This is a genomic window from Allobosea sp. Root670 (genome assembly GCF_001429415.1).
GTDB classification, from domain to species: Bacteria; Pseudomonadota; Alphaproteobacteria; order Rhizobiales; family Beijerinckiaceae; genus Allobosea; species Allobosea robiniae.
Genome location: NZ_LMJU01000015.1, coordinates 426953 through 445533 on the forward strand (window position 1 = coordinate 426953; position 18581 = coordinate 445533).

General features: G+C 63.6%; 17 protein-coding genes. 11 read left to right on the forward strand and 6 right to left on the reverse strand.

Annotated features, from left to right (window positions below; genetic code table 11):
• Positions 1-40: 40 nt before the first annotated feature.
• The 3 genes from ssb to ASE61_RS14480 form a co-directional block, all read right to left on the reverse strand.
• A complete protein-coding gene (gene ssb, locus ASE61_RS14470) occupies positions 41-601 on the reverse strand; it encodes a single-stranded DNA-binding protein (RefSeq protein WP_061967978.1) in 561 nt (186 codons plus the stop codon).
• A 146-nt stretch (positions 602-747) separates the two neighbouring features.
• Complete coding sequence (locus tag ASE61_RS14475) at positions 748-1605, reverse strand: ABC transporter permease (RefSeq protein WP_156407102.1); 858 nt, start codon at positions 1603-1605, stop codon at positions 748-750.
• Entirely contained in the window at positions 1602-2594 is a 993-nt protein-coding gene (locus tag ASE61_RS14480) for an ABC transporter substrate-binding protein (protein ID WP_082617455.1), read from the reverse strand. The genes ASE61_RS14475 and ASE61_RS14480 overlap by 4 nt, the downstream gene beginning before the upstream one ends.
• Before the next feature lie 303 nt (positions 2595-2897).
• Between ASE61_RS14480 and rpiB the strand changes: the two genes are divergently transcribed.
• The 4 genes from rpiB to ASE61_RS14500 all read left to right on the forward strand — a co-directional run bounded on the left by rpiB (position 2898) and on the right by ASE61_RS14500 (position 5156).
• Positions 2898-3347 (forward strand): ribose 5-phosphate isomerase B, encoded by a 450-nt coding sequence (gene rpiB, locus ASE61_RS14485; RefSeq protein WP_061968338.1) that lies wholly within the window; start codon positions 2898-2900, stop codon positions 3345-3347.
• An 82-nt stretch (positions 3348-3429) separates the two neighbouring features.
• Positions 3430-3876: a PaaI family thioesterase gene (locus ASE61_RS14490; RefSeq protein WP_061967981.1), complete on the forward strand. Its 447-nt coding sequence runs from the start codon at positions 3430-3432 to the stop codon at positions 3874-3876.
• A gap of 281 nt (positions 3877-4157) precedes the next feature.
• On the forward strand, positions 4158-4742 hold the full coding sequence (locus tag ASE61_RS14495; protein WP_244492841.1) for a L,D-transpeptidase: 585 nt from the start codon (positions 4158-4160) through the stop codon (positions 4740-4742).
• Positions 4743-4829: 87 nt separating this feature from the next.
• Positions 4830-5156: a hypothetical protein gene (locus tag ASE61_RS14500; protein ID WP_061967985.1), complete on the forward strand. Its 327-nt coding sequence runs from the start codon at positions 4830-4832 to the stop codon at positions 5154-5156.
• 575 nt (positions 5157-5731) lie between these two features.
• On the opposite strand, the gene ASE61_RS14505 is transcribed toward ASE61_RS14500, so the two are convergent.
• Positions 5732-6298: a biotin transporter BioY gene (locus ASE61_RS14505; RefSeq protein ID WP_061967986.1), complete on the reverse strand. Its 567-nt coding sequence runs from the start codon at positions 6296-6298 to the stop codon at positions 5732-5734.
• A 129-nt stretch (positions 6299-6427) separates the two neighbouring features.
• Positions 6428-7096: a GntR family transcriptional regulator gene (locus tag ASE61_RS14510; protein WP_061967988.1), complete on the reverse strand. Its 669-nt coding sequence runs from the start codon at positions 7094-7096 to the stop codon at positions 6428-6430.
• A 210-nt stretch (positions 7097-7306) separates the two neighbouring features.
• On the opposite strand from ASE61_RS14510, the gene uvrA reads away from it, so the two are divergent.
• From uvrA to ASE61_RS14520, 3 genes are all read left to right on the forward strand, one after another.
• Entirely contained in the window at positions 7307-10276 is a 2970-nt protein-coding gene (gene uvrA, locus ASE61_RS14515; RefSeq protein ID WP_061967990.1) for an excinuclease ABC subunit UvrA, read from the forward strand.
• A 94-nt stretch (positions 10277-10370) separates the two neighbouring features.
• Complete coding sequence (locus ASE61_RS25995) at positions 10371-13079, forward strand: ATP-binding protein (protein ID WP_156407103.1); 2709 nt, start codon at positions 10371-10373, stop codon at positions 13077-13079.
• A gap of 534 nt (positions 13080-13613) precedes the next feature.
• Positions 13614-13940 (forward strand): hypothetical protein, encoded by a 327-nt coding sequence (locus ASE61_RS14520; protein WP_061967992.1) that lies wholly within the window; start codon positions 13614-13616, stop codon positions 13938-13940.
• A 169-nt stretch (positions 13941-14109) separates the two neighbouring features.
• Here the strand turns inward: ASE61_RS14520 and ASE61_RS14525 are convergent, their stop codons facing one another.
• The gene (locus ASE61_RS14525) at positions 14110-15150 is read right to left on the reverse strand and encodes a zinc-dependent alcohol dehydrogenase family protein (RefSeq protein ID WP_061967993.1); all 1041 of its coding nucleotides are present in this window, start codon (positions 15148-15150) and stop codon (positions 14110-14112) included.
• Positions 15151-15317: 167 nt separating this feature from the next.
• Between ASE61_RS14525 and ASE61_RS14530 the strand changes: the two genes are divergently transcribed.
• The 4 genes from ASE61_RS14530 to ASE61_RS14545 all read left to right on the forward strand — a co-directional run bounded on the left by ASE61_RS14530 (position 15318) and on the right by ASE61_RS14545 (position 18580).
• A complete protein-coding gene (locus ASE61_RS14530; protein ID WP_156407104.1) occupies positions 15318-16637 on the forward strand; it encodes an O-antigen ligase family protein in 1320 nt (439 codons plus the stop codon).
• 80 nt (positions 16638-16717) lie between these two features.
• Positions 16718-17692, forward strand: a complete 975-nt coding sequence (locus tag ASE61_RS14535) for a Gfo/Idh/MocA family protein (RefSeq protein WP_061967997.1) — start codon at positions 16718-16720, stop codon at positions 17690-17692.
• Positions 17693-17909: 217 nt separating this feature from the next.
• Positions 17910-18224 (forward strand): 2Fe-2S iron-sulfur cluster-binding protein, encoded by a 315-nt coding sequence (locus ASE61_RS14540; RefSeq protein ID WP_244492842.1) that lies wholly within the window; start codon positions 17910-17912, stop codon positions 18222-18224.
• On the forward strand, positions 18224-18580 hold the full coding sequence (locus ASE61_RS14545) for a DUF2849 domain-containing protein (protein ID WP_061968000.1): 357 nt from the start codon (positions 18224-18226) through the stop codon (positions 18578-18580). The genes ASE61_RS14540 and ASE61_RS14545 overlap by 1 nt, the downstream gene beginning before the upstream one ends.
• Position 18581 lies beyond the last annotated feature (1 nt).

Below are 18581 nucleotides of genomic sequence, written 5' to 3' on the forward strand. Positions count from 1 at the left end.
AAACATCGATACCATTCCGGCCTGAAGCCGGAACCAGGCCCTAGAACGGGATGTCGTCGTCGAGATGGCTGGAGGACGAACGCCCGCCGCCGCTACCACCGCCCGACATGGCCGGCTGGCGCGAGCCGCCGCCACCGCCGCTGCCCATCGCGCTGGAGCGGCCGAACGAGCCGCCACCGCCGCCCGAGCGGTCATCCGCGTAGCCGCCGCTGCTGCCACCGCCCTCGCCATATTCGTCGGAGCCGCCCTGGCGGCTGTCGAGGATGGTGAGCTCGCCGCGGAAGCGCTGCAGCACGATCTCGGTGGTGTATTTCTCGACGCCGGACTGGTCCTGCCATTTCCGGGTCTGGAGCTGGCCCTCGATATAAATCTTCGAGCCCTTCTTCAGATACTGCTCGGCCACCTTCGCCAGGTTCTCGTTGAAGATCACGACCGAGTGCCACTCGGTGCGCTCCTTGCGCTCGCCGCTCTGCTTGTCGCGCCAGGTCTCGGAGGTGGCGATACGCAGATTGACGACAGGCTCGCCGCTGCCAAGGCGGCGCACTTCGGGATCGCGCCCGAGATTGCCGACCAGAATGACCTTGTTGACGCTACCAGCCATGACAGGCTCCATTTCCTGCGCACTTCACACAAACCGGCCGCTCGACCGGAGCCGAACCCTATCGGCCGATAAAGGCATTATCAAGAATGTTCTTGTTTTGTTCAAGTGCCTGTTTCGAGGTTGTCCCCTGCTGATTCGGTGGTGTCTCACCGTGGCGTCTGCCTTGCCCCGAGGATGGCCTGCGCCATCCGGTCGAGCAGCACCGCGAGCAGCACGATGCCGAGCCCGCCGACGAAGCCGAGGCCGGGATCGGCCCGCTGCAGGCCGAGCAGCACGACCTCGCCCAGCCCCTTGGCGCCGATCATCGAGGCGACCACGACCATGGCGAGCGCCATCATGATCGCCTGGTTCAGCCCCTGCAGGATCACCGGCCGGGCAAGCGGCAGTTCGATCAGCCAGAAGGCTTGCCGAGGCCTGAGGCCCAGTGCCCGCGAGGCCTCGACCAGTCCTGCATCGACGCCACGCAGGCCGAGTTCGGTCAAGCGTGCGAAGGGCGGCAGCGCATAGACCAGCGTCGCGACCAGCGCCGGTGCGCGCCCCAGCCCGAGCAGCATCGCCACCGGGATGAGGTAGACGAAGCTCGGGATGGTCTGCATGAGGTCGTAGAGCGGCGCCAACGCCCGGCCGAGCCGCGGAATCCGGGCGGCGGCGACGCCGAGCGGCAAGCCCAGCAACCCGACGAACAGCACGGCGACAGTGACGAGGGCGAGCGACTGCATCGCCTCGCCCCAGATGCCGAGCCCGGCCAGCGCCAGCGGCAGGGTTGCCATCGCGAGCGCGAAGCCGATCCGCCGCGTCGCCAGCCACGCCCCTGCAGCGACTGCGAGGACAAAGGCGGGCACCGGGACATGCTGAAGCAGCGTCTCGACAAGGCGCACCGGCGCCGTCAGCACGGCACTAAAGCCGTCGAGCCTGTCGCCATAGCCGGTGACGAGCGCATCGACCGCCCGGTTGACGGCGCCCTGCAACGCCTTGCCGAAATCCGGCACCAAGGCAGTGGTCACAGGCTCGACGCGACCTTGCTGGCGACATCGGCCGGCAGCCACTTCTTCCAGATATCGCCCTGAGTCTTCAGGAAGACGAGCGCCTGCTGCTCGGGCGTAACGCCCTTCTCGCGGGCCTCGGCCAGCATCTTCGAGGTCACGTCGCTGGTCGTGCCATAGCTCTTGAAGAAGGTCGCGAGCTGCGGCGCCTTCTTGGTGAGATCGATATTGGCGCCGATCACGACCTTGCTCATCGGATAGGCGGTGGCGCGCTTGGGCGCATCGCTCGCCTTGAGCTCGGCCCAGACGCCTGCGTCGAAGGGCGCCTCCTCCAGCTTGACGAGATCATAGGCGCCGAGCAGCCAGCTCGGGCCCCAATAGTAGAACACCACCGGGCGCTTGCGCTTGAGCGCGGCCTCGATGGCGGCGACCAGCGCCTCGCCCGAGCCGCCGCGCGTATTGGTGAAATCCTCGGCGAGCCCGTAGATCGCGAGCTTCTTGGTGTTGATGCCTTCGCAGACCCAGCCGGCGACGCAATTGTAGAAACGCCCCTTCCCCGGCTCGTCGGGATCTACGAACAGCGCCTTGTAGCGCTTGAGATCCTCCGGCTTCTTGAGGTCCGGCGCCTTGGCATCCGGCCCGGAAACGAGATAGCGCGGCACGAACCAGCCCTCGCTCGCATCGGGGAATGTGGTGCCCAGCGGCTCGACCTTGCCGGCCTCGGCCGCCTTCACCCAGGCATCGACCGGGTTGGCCATCCAGATCTCCATGACGATGTCGACATCGCCGCGCGCCAAGCCGTTGACCAGCGGGGCGATCACGCCCGGCACGCGCTCGACCTTGCAGCCGAAGCCGCGCTCGGCGATCGCGCTGGCGAGGGCGGTATGGAAGGCGGCGGAATCATAGTCGAGCCCAGCCATCTTCAAGGGGCGGTCGAGCTCGCAGGCCATGGCCGGTGCACCGAACCCGAGGCCGAGCGCGAGGGTTGCTGCTCCAAGAAGGGCCTTCATCATCGTCGCTCCCCAAACCGGTCATGGCAGAAGCCGCCGGGGCCGATCGCGCCGGCGGTTCGCGCTGTAACGCAGGGCCGGACGAATTGATCCGTTCTTCCGGGCTCCTTGTGCGGCAGCATCGCTCAATCGCGGCGACGAGGCGAGGCCGATCCTGTCATCGCCGGTCAGCAGCCATGCAGGGCAATGCATCGGCGCTGATACCGGACCGGCGCGTGCCCGGACGATTGTGATCGCCCCGACGGAGGCCATGAGCTAGGCTGGCGGCCGGCAGACGGCCCCGGCATAATGGACGACTTCTCCGTGACAGACAGCAATCGCATCGTCCTCTCCAGCGATCACGCCGCCATCCCGCTGCGGCAGGCCATCGCCAGGCATGTCGCCGCGCAGGGCTGGGACGTGGTCGATATCGGCCCGACGACGCCGGAGAGCACGCCCTATCCCCGGCATGGCGAAGCGGCGGCGCGGCTGGTCGCTGCCGGCGATTGCCGGCTCGGCATCATCCTGTGCGGCACCGGCCAGGGCATCATGATGGCTGCGAACAAGGTCAAGGGCATTCGCTGCGGGGTCTGCGCCGACACCTTCTCGGCCCGCATGATCCGTGAGCATAACGACGCCAACATGCTCTCGATCGGCGCGCGCGTGGTCGGCGAAGGGCTGGCGCTCGCGATCGCCGATGCGTTCCTGACCGCCGAATTCGAAGGCGGCCGGCATGCGACGCGGGTGGAGATGATCGCGGCGCTGGAGGGGTAGCCCGGGTCCGCTAATCCAGGGTCCGGTTCCGACCCGTTGCCGAACTCTGATCCGGCTGTCAGGCTGCACCCCGGAGGTTCCCATGAGCGAAGACGGCAGTCGGGTTGAGCAGCGCATCCGAGCCAGCTTTGCGAAACAGGGCCTGATGACGACCCTCGGCGCAACCATCGCAACCGTGGAGCCCGGCGCTGTCGCCATCGAACTGGCGCCTGCTCCGACAATCTCTCAACAGCACGGTTTCGTTCATGCCGGCGCGATAAGTGCCATTGCCGATAGCGCAGCAGGATATGCCGCCCTCTCTATGATGCCTATGGACCGCGGGGTGCTGACTACAGAGTTCAAGATCAACCTCTTGGCTCCAGCCGCTGGCGACCGGATCATCGCCCGAGGGAAGGTCGTGAAAGCGGGACGCACTCTGACTCTGGCCCAAACCGAGGTGTTCGCGGAGCAGGATGGTCGATCGCGATTGATCGCCCTGCTTACCGCAACGCTGATGGCCGTCGAGGGGCGGGACGGCATTGCCGACTGATGTCGGCTTCCGACCCTTGGTCGACGCTCCGGGAGAAAATTCTCCCCAAGCGCTGGGATGTCGGACCGCGAAAATCCGGCGCGCCGACCGGAGGTTCACCCAACGGTAACCATCCAAGCCGATGTATCTCCTCAGCCTTGTCCGAGAGATACCCGATGCTGACCCGCCGATCGTTTACGTTTCCCGCCCTCTCCTTCGCAGCCGCAGGCCTGGCCGGATGCGGATCGAGAAGCATCGTCGCGCTGCCCGAGATCGACGTCGGCCAAAGCCCGAGAGGCCTGGTGACGCGCACGCTCGCCCAGCCGAACTATGCCGCGGTCTATGCCGAGTATCCCGGCGAGAAATTCCCGATCGCCGCCATCGATTACCAGCGGATCGATACCCGCTATCTCCGCCAGACCGTCGCGTTTCCGCGCGACGATAAGCCCGGCTCGATCGTGGTCGATCCCGCCGGCTATCACCTCTACTTCGTCGAATCCCCGCGCGTAGCGACGCGTTACGGCGTCGGCGTCGGGCGCGAGGGCTTCGGCTGGTCCGGTGCGGCCCGCATCAACATGAAGCGCGACTGGGCTGACTGGGTCCCGCCTCCGGAAATGATCGAGCGTGACCCCTCGATCCGATCCCAGCTCGAGATGACGCCGCGCGGACTCGGCGTGCGCGGTGGATCGAAAAGCCCGCTGGGCGCACGGACCCTGTATCTGTTCGGTGAGGGGCGAGACCTCGGCTATCGAATCCATGGCACGTTCGAGCCCTACACGGTGGGTACGAACGTTTCGTCGGGCTGCATCCGGATGATCAACCAGGACATCGCCCATCTCTATGCGCGCGTGGCGCCCGGCACTCCCGTGACGGTGCTGCCTGCGTGACGTCGGCCACGTGAACGGCAGCCAACGGATCGGTTCATGTTCTGTTGAGGCGCCGCGTGATCTGATCAGCGTCGAAAGGAGTTTGCCATGCGCAAGCTGTTGATCTTCACTGCGATTGCACTCGGCAGCGGGCTGGCCGTGCCAGCCATGGCCTCCGAGGCCGTGCCGAGGGAGCTCGCCCAGCGTCTCGACAAGGCGACGGTCGCGTATTCATGGTCGGCTGCAGCCGAGCGGCGGCACATGATCATCGAAGAGACCATGCGCCAGCAACGCTACGGTCGCGGCTATGGTTATGGTCGGGGCTACGGCCCGCCGCGCGGCTACGGCCCGCCTCCGGGTTACGGTTACGGCTACGGTCGTGGGCCGGGCTGGGGGCCGCCGCGTTATGCCCCGCCGCCTCCCGACTGGTGGTAATCTGTTTGGTGGCAACTCTGAGAGCGACGGGCAACCGTCGCTCTTTTCTGTTGCGTGGGCCTGCCTGACGCCACCGAGTGTCGGCGACCGGTCCAGGTAGACGTGAAAACCCGACGAGATGACGTTTGGCATCTTGTCGAGCGACCGCCCCCCCGCACGTCAACCCGATGCCGCGGATTGTCCCGGGGACGGTTTCCAGCTTCAATGTCATGCGAATAACGGAAGGCGAAAGCGGAGCTGTCCGAAGCTGCCTCTCGCACCGATTCCGGAATGCAGCGAGGAAGTCAGCCGTGTTGAAGCGATATGTCGCCGTGATCTTCATCCTTCTCGTGCCAACCGGCTGCGTCACACAAGATTCCGTTCCCAGAGCGCGAGCCGATGGGCCGGCCTATACGCAGCCAGGCATCGGCGCGCCTGCCCATCAGACGGATATGTTCGGGAGCGGCGTTCGCTGAGAATCGCCTCGGCCTCCTGACTCCCATCCGCAGCGTCGAGAACGCCGCATCCCGGCGACCAACAAAAAACCCGACAGGCCGAAGCCTGCCGGGTCGCTGCTGCGAGAGTGTCAGATCGCGTCAACCGCGCGGCGCAAAGGCCTTGAGCGCGGCGGCGGCCAGCGCCGATTTCAGGATGGCGCCGAGGATGAAGGGCGTCGCGCCGAGCGCAATCGCCTTGGACAGGCCGATCAGGGTGCCGAGCCAGGCGACGCCGATGACCAGGCAGAGCGCGTTGCCGGCGAGCATCGCGGCGAAGGCGAGGCCGACGCGGCTGCCGTTCCAACCGCGCTGCGCCAGCCAGCCGGCCAGCGCCGCAGCGAAGGGGAAGGCCAGCAGGTAGCCGCCGGTCGGGCCGGCGAAATAGGCCGCGCCGCCGACCGCACCGGCGAAGACGGGCAGGCCCATCGCGCCCTGCGCCAGCCAGGCGATGACGGTGACCGCGCCGAGGCGCCAGCCATAGAGCGCGCCGATCAGCGTCACGGCGAAGGTCTGCATCGTCATCGGCACCGGGTACATCGGCACCTTGATCTGCGAGGACAGCGCCAGCAGCAGGCTGCCGACGATCACGGCGCCGGCCTGCCAGGCGAGCGAGCGGCTTTCCAGCCGCAGCGGGCTGAACGGGCGGCTGAGGGCAAGATCGGTCATGGTCACTCCTTGGTCGCGATCAAGATTATCTATAATTTTGATCTTTGATCTATGAGGAAGTCCATATCTCGCCGGAAAAGGCAAGCGCGCCTTTCGTGCGAAACCTCCCACGCCGGGGAAGGACTATGCTCAGCCGACGATGGCGAAGGCCTCTCGCGTCGCACCGGAGGCGGTGCGGACCGGGCGCTCGCCGATCCATTGGGCATGCCGCGCCAGCGTCGCGATCGCGGTTTCCAGGTCGCCGTTGCGGAGCGCGCTCAGGATCGCGCGGTGGTCGTGGTCGGTCCGGGATTCCCATTCCGAGCGCCAGGCCGAGAACAGGAAGCGCGCGCTCGCGGCATGGAGATCGTCGATCGTCGCAAGCAGCCGCTTCATGCCGCAGGGCGCGACCAGGATGCGATGAAAGCGGCGATTCGCCTCCTCCCAGGCCCGGACATCGGTGGCGGCGTCGCAATCGCGTCGCGCCTGCTCGGCCTTGTCGAGGATGGCGGCGGTGAGATGCGGCGCGGCATGGCGCAGGGCCAGCACCTCCAGCGCCGCGCGCATCGCCGCGACCTCTTTCACCTCCGACAGGTCGAAGGAAGCGACGCGGACGCCGCGGCGCGGCTCGCTGATCGCCAGCCCCTGCGCCTCCAGCCGGCGGAAGGCCTCGCGCACCGGGACATGGCTGGTCTCGAATTCCGCGGCGATATGATCCTGCCGCAACCGGGCGCCGGGCTCGATCTCTCCGGCGATGATCCGTTCGGCCAGGGCCTTGGCGATGCGGACGGCGATGGTGTCTTCGGCAGGCTTCGTCATGATTTATAGATAATTCGACTGCGCCCCGAAGTCGATTGCGATCGGTGCGATGATCCCCACATGAGGGCCTCGCCGATCCTGACGTCTTCTGTCAGGAAGACGGCAGCAGCCGGGACGGCTGCGTGCTATTCATGCCGGGCAGATCGCCGCGAGGCTGGAAAGGCCCGGCATTTGCCCTACATCTAGCGCTTCACCGCAACGGACGCCCCGATGGCCCGCAAGACCGAATCCGCTGCTGCCCAGGCTGCTGCGCTGGAAGACATGTTCGACCGCAACCGTGCGGCCGATCCGAACAGCCGCGCCATCACCGTGCGCGGCGCGCGCGAGCACAATCTCAAGAATGTCGACCTCGCGATTCCGCGCGACAAGCTCGTGGTGTTCACCGGTCTCTCCGGCTCGGGCAAGTCCTCGCTCGCCTTCGACACGATTTATGCGGAAGGCCAGCGCCGCTATGTCGAGTCGCTCTCGGCCTATGCCCGCCAGTTCCTCGAGATGATGCAGAAGCCCGATGTCGACCAGATCGACGGGCTCTCGCCGGCCATCTCGATCGAGCAGAAGACGACCTCGAAGAACCCGCGCTCGACCGTCGGCACGGTCACCGAGATCCACGACTACATGCGCCTGCTCTGGGCGCGCGTCGGCATCCCCTATTCGCCCGCGACCGGCCTGCCGATCGAGAGCCAGACCGTCCAGCAGATGGTCGACCGCATGGTCGAGCTGCCGGAGAAGACGCGCGGGTACCTGCTTGCGCCGGTCGTGCGCGGCCGCAAGGGCGAGTTCAGGAAGGAGATGGCCGACTGGCTGAAGCGCGGCTTCCAGCGCGTCAAGGTCAATGGCGAGTTCTACGAGATCCCGGACGCCCCGGCGCTGGACAAGAAGTTCAAGCACGACATCGACGTGGTCGTGGACCGGATCGTGATCCGGCCCGATCTCGGCGCAAGGCTGGCGGATTCGCTGGAGCAGGCGCTGGAGCTGACCGACGGCATCGCCGTCTTCGAATATGCCGACGAGAAGGAGGAGAACGGCGAGGCCAGGCGCGTCACCTTCTCCTCGAAGTTCGCCTGCCCGGTCTCCGGCTTCACCATTCCCGAGATCGAGCCCCGGCTGTTCTCGTTCAACAACCCGTTCGGCGCCTGCCCCACCTGCGACGGTCTCGGCCACGAGATGCGGATCGATCCGGACATGATCGTGCCGGACCATTCGCTGACGCTGAAGAAGGGCGCGATCGCGCCCTGGGCCAAGTCGACCTCGCCCTATTACGGCCAGACGCTGGAATCGCTCTCGAAGCATTTCGGCTTCTCGATGACCAAGCCCTGGTCGGAGCTGCCGGAGAGCGCGCAGAAGGCGATCCTGTTCGGCACCGGTACCGAGCCTGTCCGCATGGCCTATAATGACGGCCTGCGGTCCTACGAGGTGAAGAAGCCCTTCGAGGGCGTCATCACCAATATGGAGCGGCGCTGGAAGGAGACGGAGTCGGACTGGGCGCGCGAGGAGATCGGCCGCTTCATGTCCGAGACGCCCTGCGCCGCCTGCAACGGCTACCGCCTGAAGCCCGAGGCGCTGGCGGTGAAGATCGACATGCGCCATATCGGCGAGGTCTCGAAGCTCTCGGTCAAGGACGCGCTGGACTGGGTCACCGCCCTGCCCGCAAGGCTCTCGAAGAAGCAGAACGAGATCGCCCCGCGCATCCTCAAGGAAATCCGCGATCGCCTGACCTTCCTGCTCGACGTGGGCCTGGAATACCTGACGCTCGCCCGCGCCTCCGGCACGCTCTCCGGCGGCGAGAGCCAGCGCATCCGGCTGGCGAGCCAGATCGGCTCGGGCCTGACCGGCGTGCTCTACGTGCTGGACGAGCCCTCGATCGGCCTGCACCAGCGCGACAACGAGCGCCTGCTCGGCACGCTGCGCCGGCTGCGCGACCTCGGCAACACCGTGATCGTGGTCGAGCATGACGAGGACGCGATCCTGACCGCCGACTATGTCGTCGATGTCGGCCCCGGCGCCGGCATCCATGGCGGCGAGATCGTCGCCAAGGGCACGCCACAGGACATTCTCGACGATCCCAATTCGCTCACCGGCAAATATCTCACCGGCGAGATGTCGGTCGCGGTGCCGGCGAAGCGCCGCAAGGCCACGAGCGGCCGCAGCCTCAAGATCGTCGGCGCGCGCGGCAACAACCTGCGCAATGTCGATGTCGAGATTCCGCTGGGGATGTTCACCTGCATCACCGGCGTCTCCGGCGGCGGCAAGTCGACGCTGGTGATCGACACGCTCTACAAGGCGGTGGCGCGCAAGCTGAACGGCTCGATCGACCACCCGGCCCCGCATGACCGCATCGAGGGCATCGAGCATCTCGACAAGGTCATCGACATCGACCAGTCGCCGATCGGCCGCACGCCGCGCTCGAACCCGGCGACCTATACCGGCGCCTTCACGCCGATCCGCGAATGGTTCGCCGGCCTGCCGGAGGCGAAGGCGCGCGGCTATCAGGCCGGGCGCTTCTCGTTCAACGTCAAGGGCGGCCGCTGCGAGGCCTGCCAGGGCGACGGCCTCATCAAGATCGAGATGCACTTCCTGCCGGATGTCTACGTCACCTGCGACGTCTGCAAGGGCAAGCGCTACGACCGCGAGACGCTCGAAGTGAAGTATCGCGACAAGTCGATCGCCGACGTGCTCGACATGTCGGTCGAGGAGGCGAAGGGCCTGTTCAAGGCGGTGCCCTCGATCCGCGACAAGATGGAGACGCTGGCCCGCGTCGGGCTCGACTATGTCAAGGTCGGCCAGCAGGCGACGACGCTCTCGGGCGGCGAGGCGCAGCGCGTCAAGCTCTCCAAGGAACTGTCGAAGCGCGCCACCGGCCGCACGCTCTACATCCTCGACGAGCCGACGACCGGCCTGCATTTCCACGACGTCGCCAAGCTCATGGAGGTGCTGCACGAGCTGGTCGACCAGGGCAATTCGGTGGTGGTGATCGAGCACAATCTCGAGGTGGTGAAGACCGCCGACTGGGTGATCGACATGGGCCCCGAAGGCGGCGACGGCGGCGGCCAGGTGGTGGCCGAAGGCACGCCGGAGGACATCGTCCGCATCGGCAAAGGCCACACCGCGCGCTTCCTCAAGGAAGTGCTCGACCGCCGGCCGATCAAGAAGGGCAAGGTGCAGCGGCAGGCGGCGGAGTGATGTTTGTAGTGGGGAAACTTCCACATAAGACTGTGCAATTTAAAAGTGAATCATCATATTCTGCGCCAGTTTCGGATTGTTCGCGACGGGCGGCATGTACGATTTTAAAGAAAGCAAACTCTGGCGGGCGGCATTTCGCCCCGAGAGGACCCTATCAGCGACCCAAACGGCTGCTTCGTCAAAATTAGAGAACGCATATTTCGCTCTAGAAGCACGAGTTGAAGGTCTCTTCAAATCGATACCCCAAGATTGTCATGGCCTTACTATTCACGATCTTACCCATGTGCATCAGCTATGGTCGGTAGCAGATCAAATATGTGGCGACTCGTATCCACTCAACGCTTTAGAAGGCTTCGTTTTGGGAGCCGCATTCTTAATCCACGATTCCGGCCTAACCGCAGCAGCATACCCAGGCGGGCTTGATGCTATAAAATCCAGTACTTTGTTCAAAGATATTCTATCATACAAAACTCGTTCTCAGAACAAACAAGATCATAGCGAAATTTCGATAGATAAAAATGAAACATTAGAAAAACAATCATTATTTGAAACCTTGCGCGCCTTGCATGCCGAAAGAGCAGAAAATCTACTTGAATCTAAATTCAAGCACCCCCTTATAGATTTTGATTATTCATTTATTGCAGATGTAGATCTGTATGTTGACTGCGGCTCTATTATTGGACAGATAGCGGCCAGCCATCACTGGTCATTAAAAGACGTCTCGGAGCGTTTTCAAGATCCAGCGACCCCACCTGCGGAGTTTGAGGGCTGGACAATTGATGCCTTCAAACTTGCTTGCATCCTGCGATGCGCCGATGCTTGCGCAATTGATGAGCGCCGCGCGCGGATAATGCCATTCATACTACTCAGTCCGAACGGGGTTTCGCTGGATCACTGGGACTTTCAATCGCGTTTAAAGCCGGGCTTTTTGCGGGGCAGCTCTCTAGTTTTTGAATCAAAGCTACCCTTCGGTCGCAATCAAATGACATCATGGTGGACGGCTTTCGACTCTATAGCGATTGCAGATAAGGAATTGCGCGACTGCGATAAGGAAATCAGATCTCGACTTCAACGCAAAAACCACGCCGAGTTGAAGCAACTGTCTGCTAGGAATATTGAAGGCGCGAATGATCCTGAAATATTGAAATCATTGGTAAGGGTCTCTGGATGGATACCTGTCGATACTTCGGTGCGAATCGGCAATCCGATCTCTCTGATTGAGAAGCTTGGCGGCTGGGCGCTTTACGGAAATGATGTGATAGCTCCAATCAGAGAGCTTGTCCAAAATTCAGCCGACGCAATCAGAGCAAGAAGCCAACAAGATAAGTACAACTCTTATGCAGGCTCGATAAATATTGAAATTTCAATCGACGAAACACAAGATAAACTAGCACCTTTTAAGATCGTAATCTCAGATAACGGAATTGGAATGTCCTCGGATATTCTAACCGGCACATTGTTGAATTTTGGAGAGTCTTTGTGGTCGAGCCCGTCCCTTCCTTTCGCTCATCCTGGATTGTCAAATAATAGCCGATTTAAGCCGACGGGCCAGTTTGGAATTGGATTTTACTCTGTATTCATGATAGCGGATCAAGTATCGATAACTTCAAGGCCGTGGGACGATTCTTTTAAATCGGCAAAGACCTTAAGCTTTAAACATGGAATTAAGAGCAGATCAGAACTGAGGTCTTTTGATCCTGAATTGGATATATACTATTGCAACAACGATGTCACAGCCATTCAAATTAGTGTCACGCGCCTAAATTGGCTAAATTATATTGCACAGCAATCATCACCTATACTCGAGGATGATTCTCACAATTTGGAGACCTATTGGAAAAGTATAGAACTTACTTTGTCGCGATTGACATTTGCACTCGGCGTTCAATGTAACTTAAAAATAGGAAATCGCGCCCTAATTTCACTGAATAGACCTGATATATTTACCATTGATAATGTCGAATTCACGAAGCATTTCAATGAAATAATGGCAACCCAAGGGGAGCCTAAGCGATTGATCTCTGCGCCTGAGGTATCTTTGATACGAACCATCTCAGATGCTGACGGCCATATTCACACTCGTGGGCTTATCGATGTGGCGGAGAGCCACGGATGGGTACATGTTGGCGGGCTTTCTGTTTTCAGTCGCGCAGATGGATTGGTGAAAGGCATTGTTGGCTGCACTCCAGGAACTGCAGCTAGACAAGGAGGCTCCAGGGCGGCCTCGAAGGACGATCTGAAGACTTGGGCCGAAGCACAGCTTGATTTAGTATTTCAATCTCAGCTTGATATAGAGAGTATTTTTCGGGCGGTAGCTGGGATAAGCAGCGTCGATGTCGACATCACACCTAGAGCTCTTTTACGCTCAAGCGGCGAAATCGTTAACATCAAGGAATTTGTTGGATCCCTGAAAAGCGGGTCCAAGATATTTTTTGCCTTGGAGCGAGATTCGATATCGAGGCCTTATTATAGTATATCGACCAGCTTTATTCGACACGACATGAATTTTGACGATCTTATTGAACGGAAATTTGAGGCCATGGTAACAGGAAGTGGGGGCTTAAATTCGACTTATAATAAGATATCCAAAAGCCCTCTATCGGGTCTTAGGCGATTTTCTCTTTTCTCTATATTTTTGAATTACCTTATTGATGGTAAATTTAATTACAAAATCGAAGGGCCAGACCGATTTGTGCTCGGAATTTACTCCGGCCCCGATGGTGGCAGGAGCCGCCTATTTGACCGCGATCTAAAAGCAGGCGATCCAATTGCGTCTTGGGGACTTTCGATTGTTATTGATTGATTCCCGCCGAAAGTAGAGACTTTTTGCAGCCGCAAACTTATCCCCGCCCCTCCTCGCCCGCCCTATCCTGCCCTCGCCCATCACCCAAACGGGGCGGCCGTCCGGAGGTATGCTGGAGGTTGGGTGAGGGTCGGCGCCTGCGGGCGGGGGTTACGCCCTGCTCCCGGGAGGCTTCGGGAACCGCCCTGGGGACACTACGGTCCCTGTGCGAGGAGCTCGCTGGGAACGGCCGGCCGTTGACGATGGCTATGGCGACGACGCGACGCTCCCGTAAGGGACACTGGCGTCGAAACCCGCCCATCCTGAACTGCCCGGCCCGATAAGCGCGGCCCGGAGCCCAAAATCGCCGGAGGCGGAGCGCCACGGGGCGTGCGACGGGTGGCTCAATCCCGCCGCGCCGCAGCCTGGCTCAACGGTTGCGGATATCCCTCGCGCCTCGCGGCGCTCCGCCAGCCCTGTCTAGCCACCCTTGCGACCCCGCCGCGCATCCGCGCAGGCGGACGATCCTGCGTGCCTGACCCAGGGAGACCCGCCATGCCGAAACGCCAGAACACCCCCGCCGCGATCCCGCCGATCACCGATTTCGAAAGCTGCCAGAGGGCGCGGTCCGCCCTGTTTCGCCGGCTGACCGACCAGCTCGAAATCTTTCGCGTCTGCCCGAACCGAACCTGCAAGCGGAGGCGCGCCTGCCAGGATGCGCGCGGCGCCTGCTTCCTCGCCGTCTTGCGGGCGATGCCGGACGATACCCGCAGGTCGTTCGCCTACGCTATGGAGAATCGCGCCAACGGGCTCGACCCCGACGAGGCGACCGCGCAGGCCGAGGTCCGCGTCGCCGGGGAGAGCGCGCGGGGTGGGGAATAAGGCCGAAGGAAACTCGGCCCTCATCCTGAGGAGCCGCGTAGCGGCGTCTCGAAGGATGCTCCAGAGGGTTCAGGAGCCTCCTGAAGCATCCTTCGAGACGCGACCCTCACGGATCGCTCCTCAGGATGAGGGCTGGAGGCCTCCTTGGCCGGGCTGCCGAGCGGCGCCTTCAGAACCGGTCGATGATCGTCACGCCCGTGCCCTCGAAGCGGTCCATCGCCATCAGGGCGGGGATCGATTCGGCAAGGTCGATGCGGCGGCCGACGAGCTGCTGCGGGGTGAGCTTGCCAGCGCTGATCATGTCGAGCATCGCGCTATAGCGATGCGCCTGCATGCCGTGGCTGCCGAGGATTTCGAGCTCGTGGGCGATGACCTGCGCCATCGGGATCGGCGGCGTCGCCTGCTCCGCCAGCAGAAGCCCGACCTGGATATGCTTGCCGCGCTTGCGCAGGTTCGCCACCGAGTTGAAGCAGGTCTGGGGGTGGCCGAGCGCATCGAGCGAGACATGGGCGCCGCCGCCGGTAGCATCGCGCACGGCGGCGACGACATCGGGTTGGGTCTTGGCGTTGATCGTCACCGCGGCGCCGACATCGCGGGCGAGCTTTAATTTGTCGTCGGAGATGTCGATCGCGACAACGTTCGCGCCCAGCGCATTGGCGATCATGATCGCGGAGAGGCCGACGCCGCCGCAGCCATGCACCGCGACCCATTGCCCGGCCGAGACCTTGCCCTGGTCGACCACGGCGCGGAACGAGGTCACGAAGCGACAGCCGAGGCTGGCGGCCGTAGCGAAATCGATCTCCTCGGGCAAGCGCACGAGGTTGAAATCGGCCCGGTCGATCCGGACATATTCCGCGAACGAGCCCCAATGGGTGAAGCCGGGCTGGAACTGATCGTCGCAGACCTGCTGGTTGCCGGAATGGCATTGCGGGCAGGAGCCGCAGCCCGAGACGAAGGGCACGGTGACGCGGTCGCCCTCGCGGAAGCGCACGACGCTGCGGCCGACCGCGGCGATGACGCCGGCGAGCTCATGGCCCGGCACATGCGGCAGGCGGATATCGGGATCGTGGCCGACCCAGCCATGCCAGTCGCTGCGGCACAGGCCCGTCGCCTCGACCTTGATGACGACGCTGTGCGGCTCCGGGGTCGGGTCCGGCAGGACGCGCAATTCGGGGGCCTGCCCGAAGGCTTCGTAGACGACGGCTTTCATGGGGCGGACCCTTCTCGATCGGGAGCCGTGTCATGGGGCAGCGCGGCGGGAAGCGTCAACCGCGACGTCCTGCGGCGGTGAGACGCCCTTAAGATTCCACGCCTATGCTGCGTTCGCGCTCGGCCCGCCGCATCGGCGGGCTTTCCGAAGACGGCCGCGAAACATCCATGAGCGACAGCGTCCAGGGCTCGACGATCAGCGACAGCCACCGTTCCGCGGCCGGGACCGGCGCGTTCGGCGGCATCCTCGCCGGCTGCGGGCTGTTCATCCTGATGCTGTCGCTGCAGCCCTTCGCCGGGCCGCCGGAACCGACGGCGCCGGGCGAGCCGACCGGCAATATCGTCAACCAGATCGGCTATTTCGGGCTCGGGCTGGTCTTTCTCGCAGCGATGCTCGGCCTGACGCGGCGCGACGTGCTGGCGCGGCTGGGCTTCAGCCGCTGGGCTGTCGTCTTCGGCATCGCGGCGCTGTCGGCGCTGCAATCCTTCGATCCGACCGGCTCGCTGCGCGGCTTGCTGCTGACCGCGATCGTGATGATCGTCGTCGCCGGCATCCTCGTGCTGCCGGATGACGAGCACGGTTTCGCCGTGGCCGCGGTCAATGCCTGCCTCGTGCTGCTGCTGCTGGTCTACGCGATGCTGGTGGTGGCGCCGCGGCTTGTCATCCACGGTTCGGAAGGCGCGGAGGGCGTGCATGCCGGCGACTGGCGCGGGCATCTCTCGCACAAGAACTTCGCCGCTCCGGTCTTCTCGATCGTCGCGATGATCGGGATCTACGGCTGGCGCTGTGGCCTGCGCTGGCGCGGGGCCATCATCGTAGCGCTCGGCGTCCTGTTCGTGCTCAACAGCGGCTCCAAGACGACGCTGGGCTTCCTGCCGCTCGCCATCGGCGTGGTGGCAATGGGGCGCGTGACCGGGCGGCCGGGGCTGGCGATATTTGCCCATCTCGTACTGGTCGGGCTGATCGCGGCGCTGACGGTCGGCTCGGTGATGTCGCCTGCGCTCAACGGCATCCTGAAGGCGCTGATTTCGGACCCGACCTTCACCGGGCGCGACGAGATCTGGAAATTCGCCCTGCAACGCATCGCCGAGCGACCGTGGTCCGGCTACGGCTATGCCAGTTTCTGGCAGACGCCGGCCGTCACCGGCCTCGAGGAGAATTACGAGGCGAGCTGGGACGTGCGCGGCATCGGCTCCGGCCATGACAGCTATCTCGACGCCGCGCTGACCTTCGGCGTGCCCGGCGCCATCGTGATGGTCTTCGTGCTGATGGGCCTGCCGCTCGTCGATTATCTGCGCGCCTGCCGCGTCGCGCCGAACCGCCGGCTCGCCGATCTCTTCGTCATGATCGTGATCTTCATGACCTATATCGGGATGCTGGAATCGTTCCTGCTCAACCGGGCCGATCCGCTCTGGGTGCTGTTCGCGCTGGCGGTAACGGGCATCGGCCTGACCGCCCGAATGCGGGCAAAGCCACCACAATCCTGAGCGGGCGCCAAACCGCTGGACAAACGGGCCTTGTCCGGGGAAACAGCAGCCGGCACGAAGATCCGGCGAGCGAGACGCATATGACCGCAAATCCCATTTCCCTTGGCCTGATCGGCGCCGGCATCATGGGCGAGCGCATGCTGCGCGCCGCGCTCGACCAGCCGGCGAGCGCACTCCGCGTCTCCGGCATCTGGGACCCCTCGGCCGAGGCGATGGAGCGGATCGGTGCTGCATTGCCAGCGGTGCCGCAGCAGCCGGATGCGGCTGCCCTGATCGCTGCAAGCGACTGCGTCTATATCGCTTCCCCGCCCTCCTCCCATCTCGGTCATGCCCGTGCGGCGCTCGCTGCCGGCAAGGCGGTGTTCTGCGAGAAGCCGCTCGCGGTCGATGTCGACGATGCGCGGACTTTCGTCACTGAGGCCGGCGCGCGCGGCGCGGTGAACTTTCCCTTTGCCTCCTCGCCGGCCGTTGCCCGTTTGCGGGAATGGATCGAATCGGGCGCGGTCGGCACGCCCCAACGCGTCTCGATCGAGGTCGCCTTCGCGACCTGGCCGCGCTCCTGGCAGGTCGACGCGGCGGGCTGGCTCGACCGTACGGCGCAGGGCGGCTTCACCCGCGAGGTCGTCTCGCATTTCCTGTTCCTGACCCGCCGCATCGCCGGCCCCTTCACCAACCTTTCCGCCAAGGCCGCCTACCCCGAATCCGGCAAGAGCGAGCGCCGGATCGAGGCGACGCTGACCGCGGGCGCCCTGCCCGTCAGCCTCACCGGCGGCGTCGGCACGACCACCAAGGACGACCATAACGTCTGGACGCTGGAGGGGGATAAGGGCGCTGTCCGGCTCTGCGACTGGTCGCGCGCCGAGCGTCGTCTTGCCGACGGCAGTTGGGAGCCCGATCCGGAAGCGCTCTCCCAGAACGAGGCGCGCCCGCTGGCCCTGCGCCGGCAGCTCGAAGGCGTGGCGAAGCTGACCCGTGGCGAACCGCACCATCTCGCGACCCTCAGCGAAGCGTTCGATGTGCAGGACATCGTCGAAACGATCCTGAAAAGCGCCTGACATACGGTCTGCATTCGGGCAGCCTCGCTGCGTGGCGCGCGAAGTTGCCCGAATGGCACAAATTTGCGGCAGATCCGCCGAAAAGCCGCTCCCTGGGATAATTCTACTCTGCCGTCAGGATAATTCGAAAAAACCGCCTACCTGATGTGAATTGAGCCATACCCTGCCGATAGCGTAAAACTCCTGTTCGAAACACCGAACGGGGATGGGCGTTATCGTGGCAGTTCTGAACGTCATCGATCGACAGGGCCGGAGCCATGAACTGGAAGCCGTAGAAGGCTGGCGGGTCATGGAGATCCTGCGCGACTACAAGGTCGGCATCGAGGGCGTCTGTGGAGGCTCCTGCGATTGCGGCACCTGCCATGTCATCGTCGCCCAGGAATGGGCCGAGAAGCTGCCCGAGCCGCGCAACGAGGAAATCGATGCGCTCGACGAATTGCCGCTGATCGAGGCGACGTCGCGCCTCTCCTGCCAGATCATCTGGGCTGACGATCTCGACGGGCTGACGCTGACGCTCGCGGAGGCCGCGTGATGGCCGCCGCTGCGAAACGCGTTCCCCTGCCGGCGACCCTGCTCGCCAACGACCTGCTCGACGGCGATGTCGTCTTCGCGACGGCCGATGGCGCCGGCACGCTGGCCTGGACGCGCGATCCGGTGCTCGCGCTGGTCGCGACCGATAACGCAGCGGCTGACCGGCTCGAAGCCTTCGCGGCTGCCCAATTGCGCGGCAACAAGGTGGTCGACGCCTATCTCGTCGATGTCGCCATCGAGAGCGGCAGCCCGGTTCCCCGCCATTTCCGCGAGCGCTTCAAGACGCTCGGCCCCAGCAATCGTCCCGATCTCGGCAAGCAGGCCGGTGAAGGCATCGTCGCCGCGCCGAAGGGCTGAC

Bases quoted from the DNA above. Each gene is read 5' to 3' on its own strand.
- ASE61_RS14525 (WP_061967993.1), bottom strand. From the start codon at position 15,150: ATGAAAGCCGTCGTCTACGAAGCCTTCGGGCAGGCCCCCGAATTGCGC.
- ASE61_RS14545 (WP_061968000.1), top strand. From the start codon at position 18,224: ATGGCCGCCGCTGCGAAACGCGTTCCCCTGCCGGCGACCCTGCTCGCC.
- ASE61_RS14530 (WP_156407104.1), top strand. From the start codon at position 15,318: ATGAGCGACAGCGTCCAGGGCTCGACGATCAGCGACAGCCACCGTTCC.
- ASE61_RS14520 (WP_061967992.1), top strand. From the start codon at position 13,614: ATGCCGAAACGCCAGAACACCCCCGCCGCGATCCCGCCGATCACCGAT.
- ASE61_RS25995 (WP_156407103.1), top strand. From the start codon at position 10,371: ATGTACGATTTTAAAGAAAGCAAACTCTGGCGGGCGGCATTTCGCCCC.
- ASE61_RS14510 (WP_061967988.1), bottom strand. From the start codon at position 7,096: ATGACGAAGCCTGCCGAAGACACCATCGCCGTCCGCATCGCCAAGGCC.
- ASE61_RS14500 (WP_061967985.1), top strand. From the start codon at position 4,830: ATGCGCAAGCTGTTGATCTTCACTGCGATTGCACTCGGCAGCGGGCTG.
- ASE61_RS14535 (WP_061967997.1), top strand. From the start codon at position 16,718: ATGACCGCAAATCCCATTTCCCTTGGCCTGATCGGCGCCGGCATCATG.
- ssb (WP_061967978.1), bottom strand. From the start codon at position 601: ATGGCTGGTAGCGTCAACAAGGTCATTCTGGTCGGCAATCTCGGGCGC.
- ASE61_RS14490 (WP_061967981.1), top strand. From the start codon at position 3,430: ATGAGCGAAGACGGCAGTCGGGTTGAGCAGCGCATCCGAGCCAGCTTT.
- ASE61_RS14480 (WP_082617455.1), bottom strand. From the start codon at position 2,594: ATGAAGGCCCTTCTTGGAGCAGCAACCCTCGCGCTCGGCCTCGGGTTC.
- uvrA (WP_061967990.1), top strand. From the start codon at position 7,307: ATGGCCCGCAAGACCGAATCCGCTGCTGCCCAGGCTGCTGCGCTGGAA.
- ASE61_RS14505 (WP_061967986.1), bottom strand. From the start codon at position 6,298: ATGACCGATCTTGCCCTCAGCCGCCCGTTCAGCCCGCTGCGGCTGGAA.